The sequence below is a fragment of the Undibacterium sp. FW305-107 genome (assembly GCF_058788535.1).
Genome location: NZ_JBYTAV010000003.1, coordinates 339,170 through 357,467 on the forward strand (window position 1 = coordinate 339,170; position 18,298 = coordinate 357,467).

General features: G+C 51.4%; 12 protein-coding genes. 8 read left to right on the top strand and 4 right to left on the bottom strand.

Features of this window, described 5'->3' with window-relative positions; translation table 11 throughout:
• Nucleotides 1–475 precede the first annotated feature (475 nt).
• Nucleotides 476–1,249: a hypothetical protein gene (locus AC3WQT_RS08570; protein WP_492703458.1), complete on the bottom strand. Its 774-nt coding sequence runs from the start codon at nucleotides 1,247–1,249 to the stop codon at nucleotides 476–478.
• Nucleotides 1,250–1,528: 279 nt separating this feature from the next.
• Between AC3WQT_RS08570 and AC3WQT_RS08575 the strand changes: the two genes are divergently transcribed.
• Nucleotides 1,529–2,059 (top strand): YggT family protein, encoded by a 531-nt coding sequence (locus AC3WQT_RS08575; RefSeq protein WP_492703459.1) that lies wholly within the window; start codon nucleotides 1,529–1,531, stop codon nucleotides 2,057–2,059.
• 10 nt (nucleotides 2,060–2,069) lie between these two features.
• Here AC3WQT_RS08575 and AC3WQT_RS08580 read toward each other — a convergent pair whose 3' ends face one another.
• Nucleotides 2,070–3,080 carry a LacI family DNA-binding transcriptional regulator gene (locus tag AC3WQT_RS08580; RefSeq protein WP_492703460.1) on the bottom strand — a complete coding sequence of 337 codons (1,011 nt, stop codon included), beginning with the start codon at nucleotides 3,078–3,080 and terminating at the stop codon, nucleotides 2,070–2,072.
• A gap of 103 nt (nucleotides 3,081–3,183) precedes the next feature.
• Between AC3WQT_RS08580 and AC3WQT_RS08585 the strand changes: the two genes are divergently transcribed.
• Nucleotides 3,184–4,461, top strand: coding sequence for an amidohydrolase family protein (locus AC3WQT_RS08585; protein ID WP_492703461.1), 1,278 nt, complete (start codon nucleotides 3,184–3,186; stop codon nucleotides 4,459–4,461).
• Between the two features lie 69 nt (nucleotides 4,462–4,530).
• Here AC3WQT_RS08585 and hemL read toward each other — a convergent pair whose 3' ends face one another.
• Nucleotides 4,531–5,811 carry a glutamate-1-semialdehyde 2,1-aminomutase gene (gene hemL, locus AC3WQT_RS08590; protein WP_492703462.1) on the bottom strand — a complete coding sequence of 427 codons (1,281 nt, stop codon included), beginning with the start codon at nucleotides 5,809–5,811 and terminating at the stop codon, nucleotides 4,531–4,533.
• A gap of 99 nt (nucleotides 5,812–5,910) precedes the next feature.
• Nucleotides 5,911–6,738: a bifunctional hydroxymethylpyrimidine kinase/phosphomethylpyrimidine kinase gene (gene thiD / locus AC3WQT_RS08595; protein ID WP_492703463.1), complete on the bottom strand. Its 828-nt coding sequence runs from the start codon at nucleotides 6,736–6,738 to the stop codon at nucleotides 5,911–5,913.
• A 169-nt stretch (nucleotides 6,739–6,907) separates the two neighbouring features.
• Here thiD and AC3WQT_RS08600 point away from each other — a divergent pair, with 169 nt between their 5' ends.
• The 6 genes from AC3WQT_RS08600 (at nucleotide 6,908) to AC3WQT_RS08625 (ending at nucleotide 18,120) form a co-directional block, all read left to right on the top strand.
• Complete coding sequence (locus AC3WQT_RS08600) at nucleotides 6,908–7,060, top strand: rubredoxin (protein ID WP_110255217.1); 153 nt, start codon at nucleotides 6,908–6,910, stop codon at nucleotides 7,058–7,060.
• Between the two features lie 116 nt (nucleotides 7,061–7,176).
• Nucleotides 7,177–7,569 (top strand): response regulator, encoded by a 393-nt coding sequence (locus AC3WQT_RS08605; RefSeq protein WP_186952119.1) that lies wholly within the window; start codon nucleotides 7,177–7,179, stop codon nucleotides 7,567–7,569.
• Nucleotides 7,570–7,608: 39 nt separating this feature from the next.
• Nucleotides 7,609–7,974: a response regulator transcription factor gene (locus AC3WQT_RS08610; RefSeq protein WP_186952120.1), complete on the top strand. Its 366-nt coding sequence runs from the start codon at nucleotides 7,609–7,611 to the stop codon at nucleotides 7,972–7,974.
• Between the two features lie 57 nt (nucleotides 7,975–8,031).
• A complete protein-coding gene (locus AC3WQT_RS08615) occupies nucleotides 8,032–8,616 on the top strand; it encodes a chemotaxis protein CheW (protein ID WP_492703464.1) in 585 nt (194 codons plus the stop codon).
• A gap of 58 nt (nucleotides 8,617–8,674) precedes the next feature.
• A complete protein-coding gene (locus AC3WQT_RS08620; RefSeq protein WP_492703465.1) occupies nucleotides 8,675–11,014 on the top strand; it encodes a methyl-accepting chemotaxis protein in 2,340 nt (779 codons plus the stop codon).
• Nucleotides 11,015–11,265: 251 nt separating this feature from the next.
• Nucleotides 11,266–18,120, top strand: a complete 6,855-nt coding sequence (locus AC3WQT_RS08625) for a hybrid sensor histidine kinase/response regulator (protein ID WP_492703466.1) — start codon at nucleotides 11,266–11,268, stop codon at nucleotides 18,118–18,120.
• The last annotated feature ends 178 nt before the right edge of the window (nucleotides 18,121–18,298 follow it).

Consider the following 18,298-nt stretch of genomic DNA (forward strand, 5'->3'; position numbering starts at 1 on the left):
AAAACGCGAGAGGCCTCACCAAACTGAATGGACAGTCATAGACAACATTGTTTTGAACTGTTAGTGCCGCAATACCTGGCTACACTGGGTATTGTGGCTATTGGTCTTTGTGTTTCACAAAAGAATACCGACGTCTGTAGCTAATGCAGGCGTTTTTTGGGTTTGCCGCCAGGCCAGGAGCCGGCATGGAACCTATTTATGGTCTGTAGCGAGTGTCAGCGGGGTCAGGGTGACAAAAACGCAGCGCAAAGAGCGGAATGTACTCCAGTACATGAGCATTTTGAGCAGCGCATGATCCCCGGTCACGCCCGCGCTTAAGATCATAAACAGGTTCTAAAGCGAACCATGATGGCTGAAGCGCCCCATCAATAGAGGGGATGGAGCAGTTCGGCCGGTGCAGAATTCATTAGCGCAAACAGCGATCATGTTTGTGCCGATGAATAATCCGCTTGAATGGATCGAGCGGATTTAATTTTTATCTGATTTTTTCCATCAATCGAAGGAGAAACAAAATGGCAACAGCACCACAACCGTCCCCGGACGAACCAGTAGCAGCGAAGAAGCCTGCTGCAAAAAAAGCCGCAGCTAAAAAAGTAGCAGCTAAACCAGCAGCAAAAGCAGCCGCGAAGCCAGCAGCAAAAGCTGCAGCTAAACCGGCAGCCAAGGCAGCTAAACCAGCCGCTAAAAAAGCAGCAGCTAAACCAGCAGCTAAAGCAACTAAGGCAGCCGCCAAGCCAGCAGCAAAAGCTGCAGCAAAACCAGCAGCCAAGGCAGCTAAACCAGCCGCTAAAAAAGCAGCAGCTAAACCAGCAGCTAAAGCAGCAAAGCCAGTAGCGAAAAAAGCAGCGGCAAAGCCAGCAGCAAAAGCAGCAGCTAAACCAGCAGCAAAAGCAGCCAAGGCAGCTAAACCAGTCGCTAAGAAAGCAGCAGCTAAGCCAGCAGCAAAAAAAGCAGCAGCTAAACCAGCAGCTAAGGCAGCTAAGCCAGCAGCGAAAAAAGCCGCAGCAAAGCCAGCAGCTAAAGCAGCAGCTAAGCCAGCAGCAAAAAAAGCAGCAGCTAAACCAGCAGCTAAGGCAGCTAAGCCAGTAGCAAAAAAAGCAGCAGCAAAGCCAGCAGCTAAAGCAACTAAGGCAGCAGCAAAGCCAGCGGCTAAAGCGGCAGCAAAGCCAGCAGCTAAAGCAACTAAGGCAGCAGCAAAGCCAGCGGCTAAAGCAGCAGCTAAACCAGTCGCAAAAAAAGCAGCAGCCAAGCCAGCAGCGAAAGCAGCAGCTAAACCTGCCGCTGCAAAGCCAGCAGCAGCGAAGCCAGTCGCAAAAAAAGCCGCGGCTAAGCCAGCCGCAAAAAAGGCCGCTCCAGCAAAACCAGCGACACCTGATGCAAAAACCGTTGTAAGTCCAAATGCAGCATGGCCTTTCCCAACTGGTAATCGCCCGGCATAATCTTTGATATGCTTGGTGGCCTGGTTTTATTCAGGCACAATACCCACTGTCTGATTCGTCATGCAGTGGGTTTTTTTTAAGGGTGTGTCGTGTTACTGAATAATTTAATTTATGTTATCAAAGCTGTCACGGGTGTATTTGCCGGCTTTTTGTTACTGCGTTTCTGGATGCAGGCACAGCGAATACGGCCTCCTGCAGCACTGGCGCAGGCAATTTTTAAATTAACAGACTGGCTGGTGCATCCTATCCGCCGCATCATTCCCGGTTTCGCCGGTTATGATTGGTCTACACTGATAGGTGCTTTGCTGGTTGCCCTGGCTGCGGCAGGCTTTATCGTTTGGCTGGAACTTCCCGTATTCATGATTGAACAGGTTTTTATCGTGGCTGGGATCATCATGGCGCAGTGGATAATTTATGAGATCATGGCCTTGCTTTTGCTGGAGGTATTATTTAGCTGGGTGAATCCCAGTGCGCCTTTGGCACCGTTTGTCCGGGCATTAAATGAGCCCTTGCTTTCACCGGTGAGAAAGCTGATTCCCCCAATCGGTGGCCTGGACTTTTCGCCCATGATAATACTGATATTGTTACCGATTTTGCTTAGCTTCATCTCATCTAAGTAACTAAGTAAATTTATTCTTTAGAACTCATGTGAGCAGTTGATTGCCGTATCACCAGTTGCGACTTCAACATTTCCCGCCTTAATGGCGCTTCCGGGTCAACGATGCGGTTAACCAGTATTTGCGCCGTCAGATTACCTATGGCCTGTTTGGGCTGCGCTATCGTCGTCAATGGCGGGGTGCTGAAAGAAGCCAGAGCAATATCATCGTAACCAATAACGGACAAGGCTTCCGGTATCTTGATGCCAGCTTCATTGGCTGCCCTGATGCCACCTATTGCCATCAAATCATTACTAGCAAAAATCGCCGTAGGCCGCTGGGGCAGCGCCAGTAATTGCTGGAAAGCGTTAAAACCACCCTGGCTGGTAAAGTCAGCATGCAGCAGATATGCGCTGTTGAACTCCAGACCTGCTTCCAGCAAGGCGCGGCGGTAGCCGGTGACGCGGTCGCCGCTGGGTAGCAGGATATCGGGTCCGGCAACGCAGGCAATACGCTTGTGACCAAGTCCTATCAGATAACGGGTTGCTTCATAACCACCCTGTTCATGGTCAGCTTCAATAAAGTCTGCCACCACACCCGATACTTCGCGATCCACCAGCACCTTGGGTATGCCTTCGTCAGCCAGTAATTGCGTCAGTTCTTCATCTGAACCGGACGACACCAGGATCAGGCCATCGATACGTTTTTCCATCAGCACGCGGATATAGGCAGCCTGCTTCTTTGGGTCATCGTAGGAGTTGCACAGGATAATGTTATAGCCCAGCTTGAATGAAGCGTCTTCTATCCCTTGTATGATTTCTGCAAAATAGGGATTGGAATTATTCGGTATCATCATGCCCAGGGTGTGGGTGCGGTCGTTCTTGAGGCTGCGGGCAACCGCGCTGGGAATATAGCGCAATTCCTGTATCACGGCCAGCACACGCTCACGCGCATCTTCACTGACGACACGGGTATTATTGATGACGTGAGAAACCGTGGTCGTTGAAACCCGGGCTTTCTCTGCGACTTGCTTCATTGTTGCCATAAGATTCCTGCCTTTCTGTGCCAAGATTATGACGCAGGATGAGGCCGGTGGCGCATATTTTCTGTAATAACTATTGTGTACTAATAATATAGAGGGATTTCTGATGAACGATCTTGTCATTCGCAATGCCAGTTTGCCAGACGGGCGCAAGGGTATCGATATCGCCATCAAGGATGGCCGCATCAGCGCTGTTGATGTCGCTTTGGCTGTTAGTGCGGCAGAAGAAATCAATGCTAATGGCAACCTGGTGACACCGCCATTTGTCGATGCCCACTTCCATATGGATGCAGTGCTCAGCTATGGTTTGCCGCGGGTTAACCAGTCCGGCACTTTGCTCGAAGGCATAGCCTTATGGGGCGAACTGAAACCGATATTGACACAGGAAGCGCTGGTCGAGCGGGCCATGCGTTATTGCGACTGGGCAGTGGGGCGGGGTTTGCTGGCAGTGCGTTCACATGTTGACATCTGTGATGACCGTTTGCTGGCGGTGGAAGCCTTGCTGGAGGTGAAACGCCGCGTTGCGCCTTATCTGGATTTGCAACTGGTGGCATTCCCGCAAGATGGCATCTTGCGCAGCGCCACGGCCATGGATAATCTCAAGCGTTCCATCGCCATGGGTGTGGACGTGGTCGGCGGCATACCGCATTTTGAACGCACGATGGCTGATGGCGCAGAATCGGTACGCCTGCTGTGCGAGTTTGCTGCAGACAAAGGCCTGCGAGTCGACATGCATTGTGATGAATCGGATGACCCTTTGTCGCGCCATATAGAAACCCTGGCGTATCACACGCACAGGCTGGGTATGCAGGGGAGGGTGGCAGGTTCTCACCTGACCTCCATGCATTCCATGGACAATTACTATGTCAGTAAATTATTGCCATTGATACGTGAAGCTGGCGTGGCCGCCATTGCCAATCCTTTGATTAATATTACCCTGCAAGGACGTCATGATACATACCCCAAACGCCGTGGCATGACCCGCGTACCAGAGATGTTGGCCGCTGGCATAGAAGTCGCCTTCGGACATGACTGCGTGATGGACCCCTGGTATAGCCTGGGTTCTGGTGACATGCTGGAAGTCGCACAAATGGGTCTGCACGTGGCACAGATGACGGGGCAAGATGCCATGCGCCAGTGCTTCCAGGCAGTGACGGCTGCACCAGCGCGCATACTGGGCCTGGAAGGGTATGGGCTGGACGTGGGTTGCAATGCCGACCTGGTGATACTCGATGCCAGCGACCCGGTGGAAGCAATACGTTTGCGTGCCACCCGCACCCATGTGCTGCGCCGCGGCAAAATCATCAGCCAGACGCCTGTACCGCATGCGAATTTGAATTTGCCGGGACGGCCAGGACAGGTGGATTTCAGATCGAAGAATTGAACATACTAATATATAAGGGAGCTTGATTTGCAAGCTCCCTTATTTATATGGTTTCTGATGGCCCGAGGATCAGAGTTGCGCGAAAGCTTTTTCAGCCGCAGCAATCGTATCGGCAATGATGGCATCATCATGTTGTGCAGAAACGAAGCCAGCTTCAAATGCCGATGGTGCCAGGTAGACGCCCTGGTCCAGCATCAGGTGGAAGAAACGGTTGAATCTTTCCTTGTCGCTGACCATCATGGCGGCATAAGAACTTGGTACTTCATTTGCAAAATACAGGCCAAACATGCCGCCAACCGCATCTGCGCAGAATGTAATGCTGGCAGCTTTGGCGGCGGCGCTCAGACCATCTACCAGTTTGCGGGTTTGTGCTGTCAGGTTTTCATAAAAGCCTGCCTGCTGGATAATTTTCAGAGTGGTCATGCCCGCTGCCACGGCGACCGGGTTGCCTGACAAAGTGCCAGCCTGATAGACGCCACCCAAAGGTGCCATGTGCCCCATCAAGTCAGCGCGGCCACCAAAGGCTGCTACCGGCAAACCACCACCGATGACCTTGCCCAGGCAAGTCAGGTCAGCCTGCACACCATATAGCGCCTGAGCACCATGCAGGCCAACGCGGAAGCCGCACATCACTTCATCAAATATCAGGACACTGCCATGTGCAGTACACAGCTTGCGCATGGTGTTGATGAATTCTTGCGTCGCACGGATCAGGTTCATGTTGCCAGCCACCGGTTCAACGATTACGCAAGCGATCTGGTCGCCGATGGACTTGAACACCTCTTCCAACTGCTCGCAATTATTATAGTCAAGCACCAGGGTGTGTTTACTGAAGTCTTCCGGTACACCGGCAGAAGTCGGGTTGCCAAATGTCAGCAAGCCACTGCCAGCCTTGACCAGTAAAGAATCTGCATGGCCGTGGTAACAACCTTCAAACTTGATGATCTTGTCACGCTTGGTGGCGCCACGCGCCAGGCGCAAGGCGCTCATGGTGGCTTCTGTGCCGCTGGACACCAGGCGTACTTGTTCTATGCTGGGCACGAGTTTACAGATCTCTTCTGCCATCTCGATTTCACCTTCGGTCGGTGCGCCAAAGCTCAGGCCGCGGGCGGCTGCTTCCTGCACTGCACTGATGACTTCAGGATGGGCATGGCCAACGATGGCCGGCCCCCAGGAACCTATGTAATCGATATAGCGTTTGTCTTCTGCATCCCAAAAATAAGGGCCAGCGGCGCGCGTAATGAAACGCGGCGTACCACCAACGGAGCGAAAGGCGCGCACAGGAGAATTCACGCCACCAGGCGTGGTCTTTTGGGCGCGGGCAAACAGGATGTCGTTTTTATCGGTCATGATGGAGCTTCAGTAAGTGATGATGCAAATGAGATAGAGTAAAAAATCAGGTGCTCTATAAATAAGGACTTATATTTATATATAAGAGGGGCACAGGTTCTAACTGGCTTCTCTGGCCCAGAAATAACGGTCTGGTATCAGCCTGCCCATGCCCAGCCTTTGCGCATGGCTTAAGGCAGCGTGGGTAAACTCCTGGGCTTCCAATACAGCTTCCGGGATTTCCAGCCCATTCGCCAGCAGTGCAGCAATTGCCGCGGACAAGGTAGAGCCTGCGCCCGCATGCGAGCCTGGCAGGCGTTGCCAGGTATCGCGCCTGACTACACCGGATTCATTATATAAAGTGTTAACCACTTCACCAGTTTCACCCGAAGTGCCCGTGACTAATATATACTCGCAGCCGGATTCGATCAGCGTCATGGTATCGGCGGCCAGATCTTCGGTTTCAGGTTCAGCCTCAGCGCTCTCCTTCCAGGTTTCTGCCAGGCGCGACAGTTCTACTGCCGAGATCATGAGCAGGCTGGCCTGGGGTATCAGCAATTCACGGATCGCCAGTACCAGGTCTTCGGCTTCAGGGCCTTGTTCTGTCAGGGCAGCATTGAAGGGGTCGAGTACCAACGGCAGTTCTGGATAGTCTGAAACGATCTCGGCGATGACGGTGACATTTTCGACACTGCCTGCCTGGCCTACTTTAAAGGCCAGCACGGGCATGTCTTCCAGCACGGTGCGGGCCTGTTCGTCGACTAAATCTCCATCAAGTGGATGTAAATCATCGATTTGCGACGTATCACCAGTTAAAATGGCGGTGATAACGGGTAAGCCATAACAGCCCATGGCCGCAAACGATGCCAGATCAGCATGGATGCCAGTGGCAGCAACAGGATCTGATGCGCCAAAGCTAAGTATTAGTGGAGAAATTTGGTTTTGCACGTTGGGTAGATTAATATAGCTGACTTCGTGAGGACTTAAATTACTCGCGCAAATGCCATTAGTAACACATTGCAAATAGAATATTTGCAGCAGTTTCAATATTTTACTTGATTGAAGGGTTTTAGTCGTGACTGATACGGTAACGGAAAAGGTAGTTTTCAAGGCGTGGATGTGCTTGATTTGCGGTTGGGTATATGATGAAGAGCAAGGTTCACCTGAAGACGGGATTCCGGCCGGTACCAAATGGGAAGATGTTCCCATGAACTGGACCTGTCCCGAATGCGGCGCACGGAAAGAAGACTTCGAAATGGTGGCAATCTGATCGATTTGTCGATTTTGATGTTGCTTAATATGTTTATTCAAGGAAAAAAAGCGCAAATGTGCGATTTTTTGTTACAGTGATATGTAACCTTAATACTGCCGGGAAGAGATGATTTTATGTCAACGTTGACAGGCAACGAGAACTTGAAAATCATGGTGATTGACGATAGCAGCACCATACGCCGTTCGGCCGAGATTTTTCTTGGGCAAGCCGGATACAAAATAGTGTTGGCTGAAGATGGCTTTGACGCACTCGCCAAGATTAACGATTCTCATCCAGACCTGATTTTTTGCGATATCCTCATGCCAAGGCTGGATGGATATCAAACTTGCGCTTTGATTAAAAAAAGTGCGAAATTCCGGGACACACCGGTAATCATGTTGTCTTCTAAGGACGGTTTATTTGACCGTGCCCGCGGTGCGATGGTCGGCTCTGATGAGTATCTGACCAAGCCTTTTACAAAGGATAGTCTGCTGAAAACAGTAAGAAATTACACTTCGGCGACCTAGATTTATATAGTTAAGTTAGTTAATGTGAGGTAAAACAAGATGGCCATTCAAAAAATTCTGGTAGTAGACGATTCTCCAACAGAACGCTATTTCCTGACCGACGTATTGGTGAAAAATGGTTTTTCAGTATCAACAGCTGAAAACGGTGAAGAAGCCCTGAGCAAAATCAAGGCTGATAAACCACAGTTGATCTTGATGGACGTGGTCATGCCTGGGCAAAATGGTTTCCAGATTACCCGCGCGATCGCCAAAGATCCTGATACGCAAGACGTTCCCGTGATCATCTGCACCAGCAAAAATCAGGAAACTGACCGTATCTGGGGTTTGCGTCAGGGTGCCCGTGATTACCTGGTGAAGCCTATTGATCCGGCAGAACTGCTGGCGAAGATTTCTGCCCTCGGTTAATCCGTATAGACAAGTATTAATTCTTGTATCAACAATAAGATATCTTCGGATTGCCTCATGAATCAGACTGTGCGTGAAACTGCTGCAGCAAATCTGGACGTTGTCAAACCTGAAAAGGGCGTGCGTCGTACCCGTTTGCGTGAATTTCAGGCGCAGCTGGTTGAACGCATGCAAGCTGCCCAGCGCGGTGGCTATACGAAACTTAGCCAGTTGGGCATTATGATAGGACAGGGACGTTATCTCCTGGATTTGCGAGAATCCGGAGAAATCGTCAGTGCAGGTACCCTGACCAGGGTGCCTTTGACGCGCGATTGGTACATCGGGCTCTCCAATATCCGCGGTAATTTAACTGGTGTCGTCGATTTGCCGCGCTTCCAGGGTATGGATAATACCAAGCTTGATACACAATGCCGGATCGTTGCTTTTGCTCCCGGCATGGCATTTAACAGCGGTTTGCTGGTATCCCAGGTTCTGGGTTTGCGTACAGTTTCAGAGATGGAAGAAATCCCTTTTGAAGACAATCAGTTTGAGAGCAAGGCCTGGTTGAGGAAAAAGTACAGGGATAAGGATGGCAACATCTGGTTTGAGCTTAGTCTGGCCACTTTGGTACAGGACCAGGATTTTTTGCAAATAGGTATTTAAGTCAGTACGTGCACTCTAGCAGTACTGACAGCTTTTCAATCGTTTAGGAGACTTAGTAATGGCATTTAATCTACCGTTCTTGTCCAAAGATAAAGAAAATCCGGAAATTGACGGAGCAGAAGGTTCGGCAAGGTCGTTCGGGAATGCTGATTCGATTGAAATTGAAGAAGCAAGCAATGTAAAAATGCTGACACCGGAGCAGGAAGCGGCTGCCGCTACTCCTGTTGTGGCAGAAACTGCTGCTTCAAAAGTTGAGTCGTATGGCGACGCCACCTTTATCGGTGACGCGCTGGAAAAGGGCAGCGGCATGCGCCTGCCCATCATTGGCGGTATGTCAGTTCGTCGTCAGACCAACTTCTTGCTCGGTACCATGGCATTCTTCCTGTTGCTGGGTGGTGTCTCCGTGTACCTGAACTCTGAACAATCGACACTGATATCGACGCAGGCACAGATCGCCGGTGAGGCGCTGATGCACTCGCAGCGTATCGGTAAAGCGGCACCAAATGCGATTCAGGGTAACGTTGAAGCGTTTAAACAGCTCAAGGACAGCCGTAGCGAATTGAATGCCGATTTGAGTGTTCTGCTGAGTGGTGGTCCTTACCAGGGGCGTGTCGTCAAACGTGCTGACTCTACTCTTGAGCCAGTCGTCAAAGAGGCGCAAAAAGCCTGGAATAACTCCAATAAGGCTGCGGAAACGATCTTGAACCGTCAGAAAGAATTGACGGGTTTCGGTCAGACTCTGCAAAAAATGAATGCCCTGTCCCCAATCCTGCTGGAATTGACGGAACAAATCTCTACCCTGAAAGTACAGGGCGGCGGTTCAGCGCGTGAAATTAATGCTGCCGGTCAGCTGGTCATGTTGACCCAGCGTCTGGGTCGTAGTGCGAATGAATTCCTGACTTCCGAGGGTGTTAATCCTGAAACGGCATTCTTGCTGGGTAAGGACACAAATACTTTCCGTGATCTGGTCGATGGTTTCCTGAAAGGTAGTGACGTATTGCGCCTGACAGCCACCAAGGATGCAGATACTCGCGACAAACTCACTGAGCTGCAAAAAACCTTCTCTGAATATCAGGTATGGGTTTCCAGCATTCTGGGCAATCTGCAAAACTTTATTGCTGCAAAACAATCCGAACAGCTGGTGTTTAACGAGAACGAAGATCTCAAAAACAAACTGTCCAAATTGCAGAAAACCTATACGGCTGAACAAGATGGTACCAGTATCTATTTCTGGGCCATGTTGGGTTCTGCCTTCTTCGCTCTGCTGGCTGCGGTAGGTATCGGTTTCGTTCAGTTGCAGGAAAGCCGTAACCGCGCTAAAGAAGCGAATGATCGTCGTCTTGAAGCTGCGGCACAAATGATGCAAGCGCAGAAACAGGAAGAAGAAGCGAAAGCTGCGAACGATCAGAATCAGGCCGCGATTTTGCGACTGATGAATGAATTGCAAGAGGTTGCGGATGGTGACTTGACGGTGCAGGCGACGGTTTCTGAAGATATCACGGGCGCGATTGCCGACTCGGTTAACTACACGGTGGAAGAGTTGCGCGGCCTGGTAGGTCGTGTTACCGCAACTGCAGAACAGGTTACTTCAGCATCTACACAAGCGCAGAATATTTCCAGCGATTTGTTGACTGCGTCTGAACAACAGTCACGCGAGATTTCTGATGCTGGTCAGGTGGTTCTGACGATGGCGGCTGAAATTACTGACGTATCCCGCTCTGCGAATGAATCAGCACTGGTTGCGCGTCAGTCGGTTGCTGCGGCGGAGCAAGGTGCCCATGCGGTGGAAAACGCCATCAAGGGTATGAACGAGATTCGCGAGCAAATCCAGGAAACTTCCAAACGTATTAAACGTCTGGGTGAGTCTTCACAAGAGATTGGTGAGATCACGGAACTGATTTCCGACATTACCGAACAAACCAACGTTCTGGCGCTGAATGCGGCGATTCAGGCGGCATCTGCGGGTGAAGCAGGTCGAGGCTTCTCGGTGGTTGCGGAAGAGGTTCAGCGTCTGGCGGAACGTTCAGCTGAAGCGACCAAGCAGATTGGTGCGCTGGTTCGTACGATTCAAACAGATACCCATGACGCGGTTGCCGCGATGGAAAAATCCACGCAGGGTGTGGTCGAGGGAGCAAAACTGTCAGATGCGGCCGGTACGGCGCTGTCTGAAATCCGTAGCGTTTCCAACCGTCTGGCGGAACTGATTCAAGGTATCTCGCTGGCGACGGAACAACAAGCTACCTCAGCCAACGGCGTTGCGCAAAATATTCAGCACATTTTGACCATCACCGAGCAAACGCAGCATGGTACGCAGCAAACTGCGGTTTCCATTAAAGAATTGTCCATGCTTGCGGAAGAACTCAAGAACTCTGTGTCACGGTTCCGGGTTGCCGCCTGATTTTCACGCCCCGGTTGTGAGAGTGGACTGTAACAGTGAAAAGCGAAGTGCCTGCCATGTGCGCGCCGACCAGGGCTGCGTTGCAAATACTCGCGATAGCCCCGCTATCGCTGTGTTTTGCTCCTAGCCCTGATTTGCCGGGCACATGTCTTTCACTTGCGCTTTCACTGTTACAGACCACTAGCTGCAACCCTATCATATTTGCACGGCAATGGACTGCGGTCCATTGCCCTTGAGTTTGCGGAGTACGCATGACATCCGATTTATCAAAATCGCCAGATCTCCCACAGGAACAGTTCGACATCGGGCCGCTATCCTGGGTGATGGGAGAAGTGCGGGAAGCAATCACGAACGCTGGCAAGATGCTGACGGACGCACTTGGCCAGGACACTGAAACCCGTCCCACCACTTTATTGCATGCAAAAAGCTATCTGCATCAGGCCCATGGTGCCTTGCAGATCGTTGATATCGATGGTGTATCCATCGTTACAGAAACCATAGAAGAATTGCTCGAGCGCCTGCAAAGTGGGCAGCTTGAAATGACACAAGCGAATGTCGAAGTCATCGTCGATGCCTTCCATGCGGTCTTGCGCTATCTGGAAGACTTGCTGTCTGGTTCGCTGCACCAGCCGGTACGCCTGTTTCCGTATTACCGAGCCCTGCTGGAACTCAAGGGTGCCGAGAGAATACATCCGGCCGACTTGTTTTTCCCGTCCCTGTCCGCCAAAGAGCAAATACCTGAACTGGCCGTCAGCAGCAAGGCTGTGGCAATCAGTTATACCGGCTTGCGCCAGCGCTTCGAAAAGCTATTGCTGACGGTATTGACTAGCAAGGACAAAGAACAACAACGCGCCGCCACGCAATCCATGCATGACATGATTGCGGAAATCGAAAATGGCCAGACCAACTCACAAGCCAAGGCTTTCTGGGTCGTCATGCGTGCTTTTGTTGAAGCCGTAGGTCATGGTTCCATCGACAACCAGCAATATGTCAAACAGATATTTGGCCGCATCAATCTGCAAATCCGTCGTCTGGTAGAAGGTGTCAGTACCATCCCGGAACGTCTGTTGCGCGATGCCCTGTTTTTCCTGGCTCAAGTTGAAAATCCTTCCCCTTTTGTCACCAGGGTACGCAAGGCTTACCAGCTGGACGATACGGTGCCGCTTGATTACGACAAAAAAAATTATGGTCAGATCACTGCAGGTGCACTGACAACGGCAAAAGAACAATTGTCGGCTGTCAAAAATCTGTGGGGCAGGATAGCCAATGGCGAAACTGGCCTGGCAGAAAAATTCTCACAAAAAATGACCGACCTGGCCGATACCGGCGCAGGTCTGAATGCTCCCGCACTGGCAAAACTCCTGCGCGAATTGAACGGTATTGCCCGCAGTGTCGCGCATTCGCCCGATGGCAGCAAACTGGGTATAGAACTGGCAACCAGCTTGCTGTTTGTTGAGCATGCACTTGATCACATAACGCGCCTGCCCGCGCATTTTGCCGAGCGTGCTGAAGAAATTACCACCCGTCTGTTATCTGTCGTGTCAGGTGAAACACCACAAACCCAGGCCAGTTGGATGGGTGAGATTTCCCGTGAAGCACAGCAGCGTCAGACCATGGGTGTACTGGTTGCTGAAATGCAATCCAGCCTGCGCCATATAGAAAAAGTGCTGGATGAGTATTTCCGCAATCCTGCTGACAAAGAAACCCTGAAACCTATCGATGGCAATCTGCATCAGATCGGTGGTGCCCTGGCCATGCTGGATCAGGACGATGCGATGGCTGCAGTAGAGCATACCCGTCAGATGATCAGCGGCTTCAAAGAAGAAGATGCAGTTGACCCGGTTGCGCAAGCTGCCTCTCATGAAAACGTGGCGCAAAACATAGGTGCGCTGTCGTTCTTCATCGAGACTCTGCAATCTCAGCCAGATACCGCGAAAAAGAAATTCAGCTTCGACAAAGAAGCAGGCTTGTTCCGTTCCAATTTGCTGGAAGCCCAGGCAAGCAAAGAATTGTTGCCTAGCGCAGACATACATTTGCCTGGTGATGAAGCACATGGTCAGGAACCCAAGGTCGCCGTATTGCAGACCGCCGAGCAGGAACTGGCTCAGCAACAGCAAGAGTCTGCCCGTCTGGCTGCATCGCTTGCTGAAACCCCGGAAGACGCAGGCTTGCAAGCACAACTGAAAAGCTCGCTGGAATCAGAGCGTTCAGTCGCTATTTTGCTGGACGATACTGCTGCGTCGGAACGTGCCAAATCTGCCATCGCCCTGCTGGCACAAACTGATGCAGCAAGTGGCTCGGGTGCCTTGCAGGAAATCGTCACGACACCACCAGCCGAAACAGTCGCCGCATCTGCACCAGCCCAGGATATTCCTGATGGCGATGATGCCATTGACGCTGAATTGCTGGAAATTTTCCTCATGGAAGCTGATGAGGTGCTGGAGTATGTCCAGACCACCTTGCCGCTGTCCAGAAAAGATACCAATAACCAGGAATACCTGACCAGTTTGCGCCGTTCCTTCCATACCCTCAAAGGCAGTGGCCGTATGGTTGGCCTGATGGTATTTGGTGAAGCCGCCTGGAGTATAGAGCAGGTCATGAACCTGTGGCTGTCTGATTCACGCAGTGGTGATGAAAACCTGTATGCCCTGCTGGAACGCACTGCGCGTGAAATGGTAGAGTGGGTCGGTGAATTGAAGCAGAACGGCGTTTCTTCACGCACTGGCAAAGCCATTATCGCTGCTGCTGAACGTGTCAAAGCCGGCGAAGATTATCAGGACATTCCTGAAGTAGTTACCGCCCCGGTAGTTGAACCTGTCCTCGCTGCTCCGGTGCTTGAAGAGGTTGAAGCAGCGGCCTTGCCAGAAACTCTTGAAATTGAGGCCGTCGCTACTCCTGTCGTTGAAGATACAACTGCGGAAGCGCTTGCTCCGGTGACTGCAGATGCTTCTTCCGAATTCGACGCATTTGAGTTTACACCAGTAGAGATGGTGAATGTCGAAGCACCTGCCGTAGCAGAAGTACCGGCAGCAAGTGAACCTGTCGAAGTACCTGAGCCTGCTGCGGAAGTGATTGCAGTTGCACCTGTATTCGCCAGCTTGCCTGAGCTGACACTGGATGCTCCTTCCCTGGCCGAAGAATCAGTTTTGCCAGAAACCAGCTTGCCGCTTGATCGTGCGCTGGAAGTGGCTGTTGCGGCAGAAGATATGCCAGTTCCGGAAGCTGAAGAACTGGTGGCTGATTTGCCGCTAGAAGCTGTACAAGAAGAAATTCTCGTCTCTTCAGCCTTAACAGAAGAAACTCCGCTGGAAGTTCTGACTGAAACAGTCGCAGATATCCCGACGCTGGAATTGCCAGAAGCCATAGAATTGACGGCGCTGGCAGAGACAAAACTGCCTGTAGCAGAAGCAGAGTCTGTGGACGCAAGCCTTGATAGCCTGGTATCTGATCTCGCTATGGCGGATGAGTTGACTCAAGCAGCCTTGCCAGTTGAGATTGCTGCCAGCGAAGAAGCCGAAAAAACACAGGAAGTACCAGAAGCTGCAGAAATTGCGACTGCAAAAATCATCGATTTCCCTGACTTGTCAGCGCCTGCACCTAGTGTGGACGACAACATCAAGCGCATCGGCGATATAGAAATCAGCTTGCCGCTGTATTCCATTTACATGGCAGAAACTGATGAAATCGTCCGTTTCCTGGTACAGGATTTCGCTGAATGGAGACATGAGCCACATCGCCACGTTTCTACGCATGCCATCCATGCCAGCCATTCTCTGGCCGGTAGTTCTGCAACTGTAGGCCTCAAGCCTTTGCAGGAACTGGCGCATAGCCTGGAATTTGTCTTGCAGAGACTGGAACGTCATCCTGTCGTACTGCTGGAATCAGAATACGATGTACTGGATCGTTCTCTGGATTCTGCCAAACGCATGCTGCAAAAATTTGCCTTGTCAGAAATGGCCGCATCCGCACCTGAAGAAATTCGTCAGCTTGAGCATTTGTTGCAAGTCGTCATCGAGCGTTCCAACGCTGGTGCAGATGAAGAATTCATCACTTCCACAAATGAAAAACTTGATCCTGTCACTTTGTCAGAAGAGCTGCAACCTGTCGATCTGATCGCAGCAGAAGCCTTGACTGCAGATACGCTGGAAAGTTTGCCTGCACTTGAAGTCAGTGAACTGGCCGAAGCTGTTGATGCGCACGAATTGGCAGCCTCGCCAGCGGAAGAAGTAAAAACTGCCGAAGTAATAGCTGACGAGGTAATAGCTGCTGAAGTAACCGCTGCTGAAGTAACTGCTGATATCCCAGTAGTCACAGAAACTTTGTCTGAAGCAGAAATCAATCTGGATGATGCAGACGTGCTGGAGGCTTTGCCTGTTCTCGAAGACGCATTGCCTGAAGAATTGATTGCCGATTTGCCGCAGGAAGCAAAAATCGTTGTTGCCGAAGCTTTGCCAGAACCAGAAGCTCCTGCAGAAACCATTACTGACCGCATCGGCTCTATCATGCTGGATGCCATGGATGATATTCATCCAGTGGAAGCACATGCCGAGCTTGCACCTGTCGTTGAGGCTGAACCAACTGCTGAACCAGAAATAGTTGAAGTAGCAGCGCCGGCCGCCGCTACTCCGGTGGCCCAGCCTGCGGTTGTTGAATATGCAGCTCAGACCAGTGATGGTACTGTGCAGATCCGCGATGATCTGGATATGGACTTGTTACCTGTCTTCATAGAAGAAGGTAATGACTTGCTGCCTATGGTCGGTCAGTTGTTGCGTACCTGGCAGGAAAAGCCAGACGACATGGCAGCACCGCAATCCATTGCCCGTATCATGCACACCATCAAGGGTAGTGCACGTATGGCTGGTGCCATGGCGCTGGGTCAGCACATTCATGATATGGAATCACGCATCGAAACTCTGATGCATGGCGGTAGCGCGGTCCGCGTATCACTGCTGGATGATTTGCTGGCACGTCACGATCACAGTATGCACATGTTTGACCGCTTGCTGCATCCTGAAGCACATGCAACCCCGGCACAAGCTGATGCACCGCTGACTGCCGCCCAAGAACTGGATCAGTTCCAGGAACAAATGGCGGCTACCAATACAGATGCGCCAGTGGTCATCAATGAATTGGTGAACCTGACACCTGTTGTGCCGCTCATGACCCGCGCCATACCGGCCAGGGAAGTTGCTGCACCAGTTGCAGTAGCAGCCAATACGCCAGCCACCCTGGTGCGTGTGCGTGCCGACATTCTTGACCGTCTGGTTAACCAGGCCGGTGAAGTTTCCATCTCGCGTTCACGTCTGGAAAATGAAGTCAGCACCTTGCGCTCATCCCTCAGTGAGTTGACAGAGAACGTCAACCGTCTGCGCGATCAGTTGCGTGAAGTAGAGATTCAGGCCGAGACCCAGATCACCTCACGTATGGCGCATTCTGGCGACCGTGAATTTGATCCACTTGAATTTGACCGCTTCACCCGCTTGCAAGAACTGACGCGCATGATGGCCGAAAGCGTCAGCGACGTTGCTACCGTACAAACCAACTTGACCCGTACTATTGACGGTGCATCCAATGACTTGCTGGTACAAGCGCGTTTGACACGTGACTTGCAACAGGATTTGATGCGCGTACGTATGATTCCTTTCGCCAGTATTTCCGAGCGTCTGTATCGCGTGACCCGCCAGACTTCCAAAGAAGTCGACAAGCGCGTGAATCTGGATATTCGCGGTGCAACGGTAGAGATGGATAGGGGCGTTCTTGAAAAAATGGCAGGGCCTTTCGAGCATTTGCTGCGTAATGCAATTGTCCACGGTATTGAAAGCCGTGAAAACAGGCGCAATCACGGCAAAGAAGAAACCGGTGAATTGCTGATCGAAATCCGTCAGGAAGGTAATGAAGTTGTGATCCGCTTCAGCGATGACGGACAGGGCTTGAACCTGACCCGCATTCGCGAAAAAGCGCTCTCTGTCGGCTTGATTTCTAATGAAGATCATCCTAATGAGCTGGAAACAGCCAATATGATTTTCGAACCTGGTTTCTCGACAGCGACTGAAATTACCGAACTCGCCGGTCGTGGTGTAGGTATGGACGTGGTCCGTTCTGAAGCTGCATCGCTGGGTGGTCGTGTTGAAGTCATCAGCAATGAAGGCAAGGGCGCTGAATTTACTATTCGCCTGCCTTTGACGCTGGCAGTGACGCAGGTCGTGTTGCTGAGTTCTGGTGGCCGTACATTTGCCGTACCTTCCGTTCTGGTCGAGCAAGTACAGCAACTGAAATCAAATGCCCTGGCCAATGCCTACAACGAAGGCGCAGTCATGTGGCAAGGTCAGCGTGTGACCTTGTACTACCTGTCCTCCATGCTGGGCCAGGACGATGCCACGCCGATGACACAACAATACAGCCCGTTGCTGATCATGAAGAGCGGCGGCGAGCGTGTTGCGATTCACGTCGATGACGTTCTGGGTAACCGCGAGGTGGTTGTTAAAAACATCGGCCCGCAACTGGCACGTATGACAGGTATCGCCGGCGCGACCGTACTCGGTTCCGGTGAAATCGTTCTGATCCTGAACCCGGTACCGCTGGCACAACGCATGGAACATGAACATGCACGTCTGCAGCAACTGGGTACAGAAGCCACCCCTGAAATGGGCGCGGTTGCCAACCTGCATGCAGCAACGGAAGTGGCTGAAACCAAAGCCCAGCCAGTACAGGGCTTGCGTACCCAGCATACAGTCATGGTAGTCGATGACTCTCTGACCGTACGCCGCGTGACCCAGCGTTTACTGACACGTGAAGGTTATCAGGTTATCCTGGCAAAAGACGGTATTGATGCGCTGGAGCAGTTGCAGTCCGTCACACCAGACGTGATGCTGGTCGATATCGAAATGCCACGCATGGATGGCTTCGATCTGACCCGTAATGTACGCAGCGATTCACGTACCAGCCATATCCCTATCATCATGATTACTTCGCGTACTGCGGATAAGCATAGGAACTATGCGAAAGAACTCGGCGTGAATGAGTACTTTGGTAAGCCTTATCGTGAGGATGATTTGTTGGGGGCGATTATGGGGTTCCTGGGTAAAGATGCAGCGGTGATTGTGTAAGCCTGCTGTAGATTTAAGTTGCTCAAAAAGCAGAGAGTGATCTCTGCTTTTTTGTTTTGCTTTTAGCTTTATGTGACCGCTAATACACATCGGCTGAATCACCGTAAACTAAATGTCGTCATTCCTGCGTAGGCAGGAATCCAGCGGCGTCCATAGCAGGCCGTACATTGATTTACTG

Excerpts from the sequence above, each read along its gene's own strand:
- AC3WQT_RS08600 (WP_110255217.1), top strand. The coding sequence starts at position 6,908 with ATGTGCTTGATTTGCGGTTGGGTATATGATGAAGAGCAAGGTTCACCT.
- AC3WQT_RS08605 (WP_186952119.1), top strand. The coding sequence starts at position 7,177 with ATGTCAACGTTGACAGGCAACGAGAACTTGAAAATCATGGTGATTGAC.
- AC3WQT_RS08610 (WP_186952120.1), top strand. The coding sequence starts at position 7,609 with ATGGCCATTCAAAAAATTCTGGTAGTAGACGATTCTCCAACAGAACGC.
- AC3WQT_RS08620 (WP_492703465.1), top strand. The coding sequence starts at position 8,675 with ATGGCATTTAATCTACCGTTCTTGTCCAAAGATAAAGAAAATCCGGAA.
- AC3WQT_RS08615 (WP_492703464.1), top strand. The coding sequence starts at position 8,032 with ATGAATCAGACTGTGCGTGAAACTGCTGCAGCAAATCTGGACGTTGTC.
- hemL (WP_492703462.1), bottom strand. The coding sequence starts at position 5,811 with ATGACCGATAAAAACGACATCCTGTTTGCCCGCGCCCAAAAGACCACG.
- AC3WQT_RS08625 (WP_492703466.1), top strand. The coding sequence starts at position 11,266 with ATGACATCCGATTTATCAAAATCGCCAGATCTCCCACAGGAACAGTTC.
- AC3WQT_RS08580 (WP_492703460.1), bottom strand. The coding sequence starts at position 3,080 with ATGGCAACAATGAAGCAAGTCGCAGAGAAAGCCCGGGTTTCAACGACC.
- AC3WQT_RS08585 (WP_492703461.1), top strand. The coding sequence starts at position 3,184 with ATGAACGATCTTGTCATTCGCAATGCCAGTTTGCCAGACGGGCGCAAG.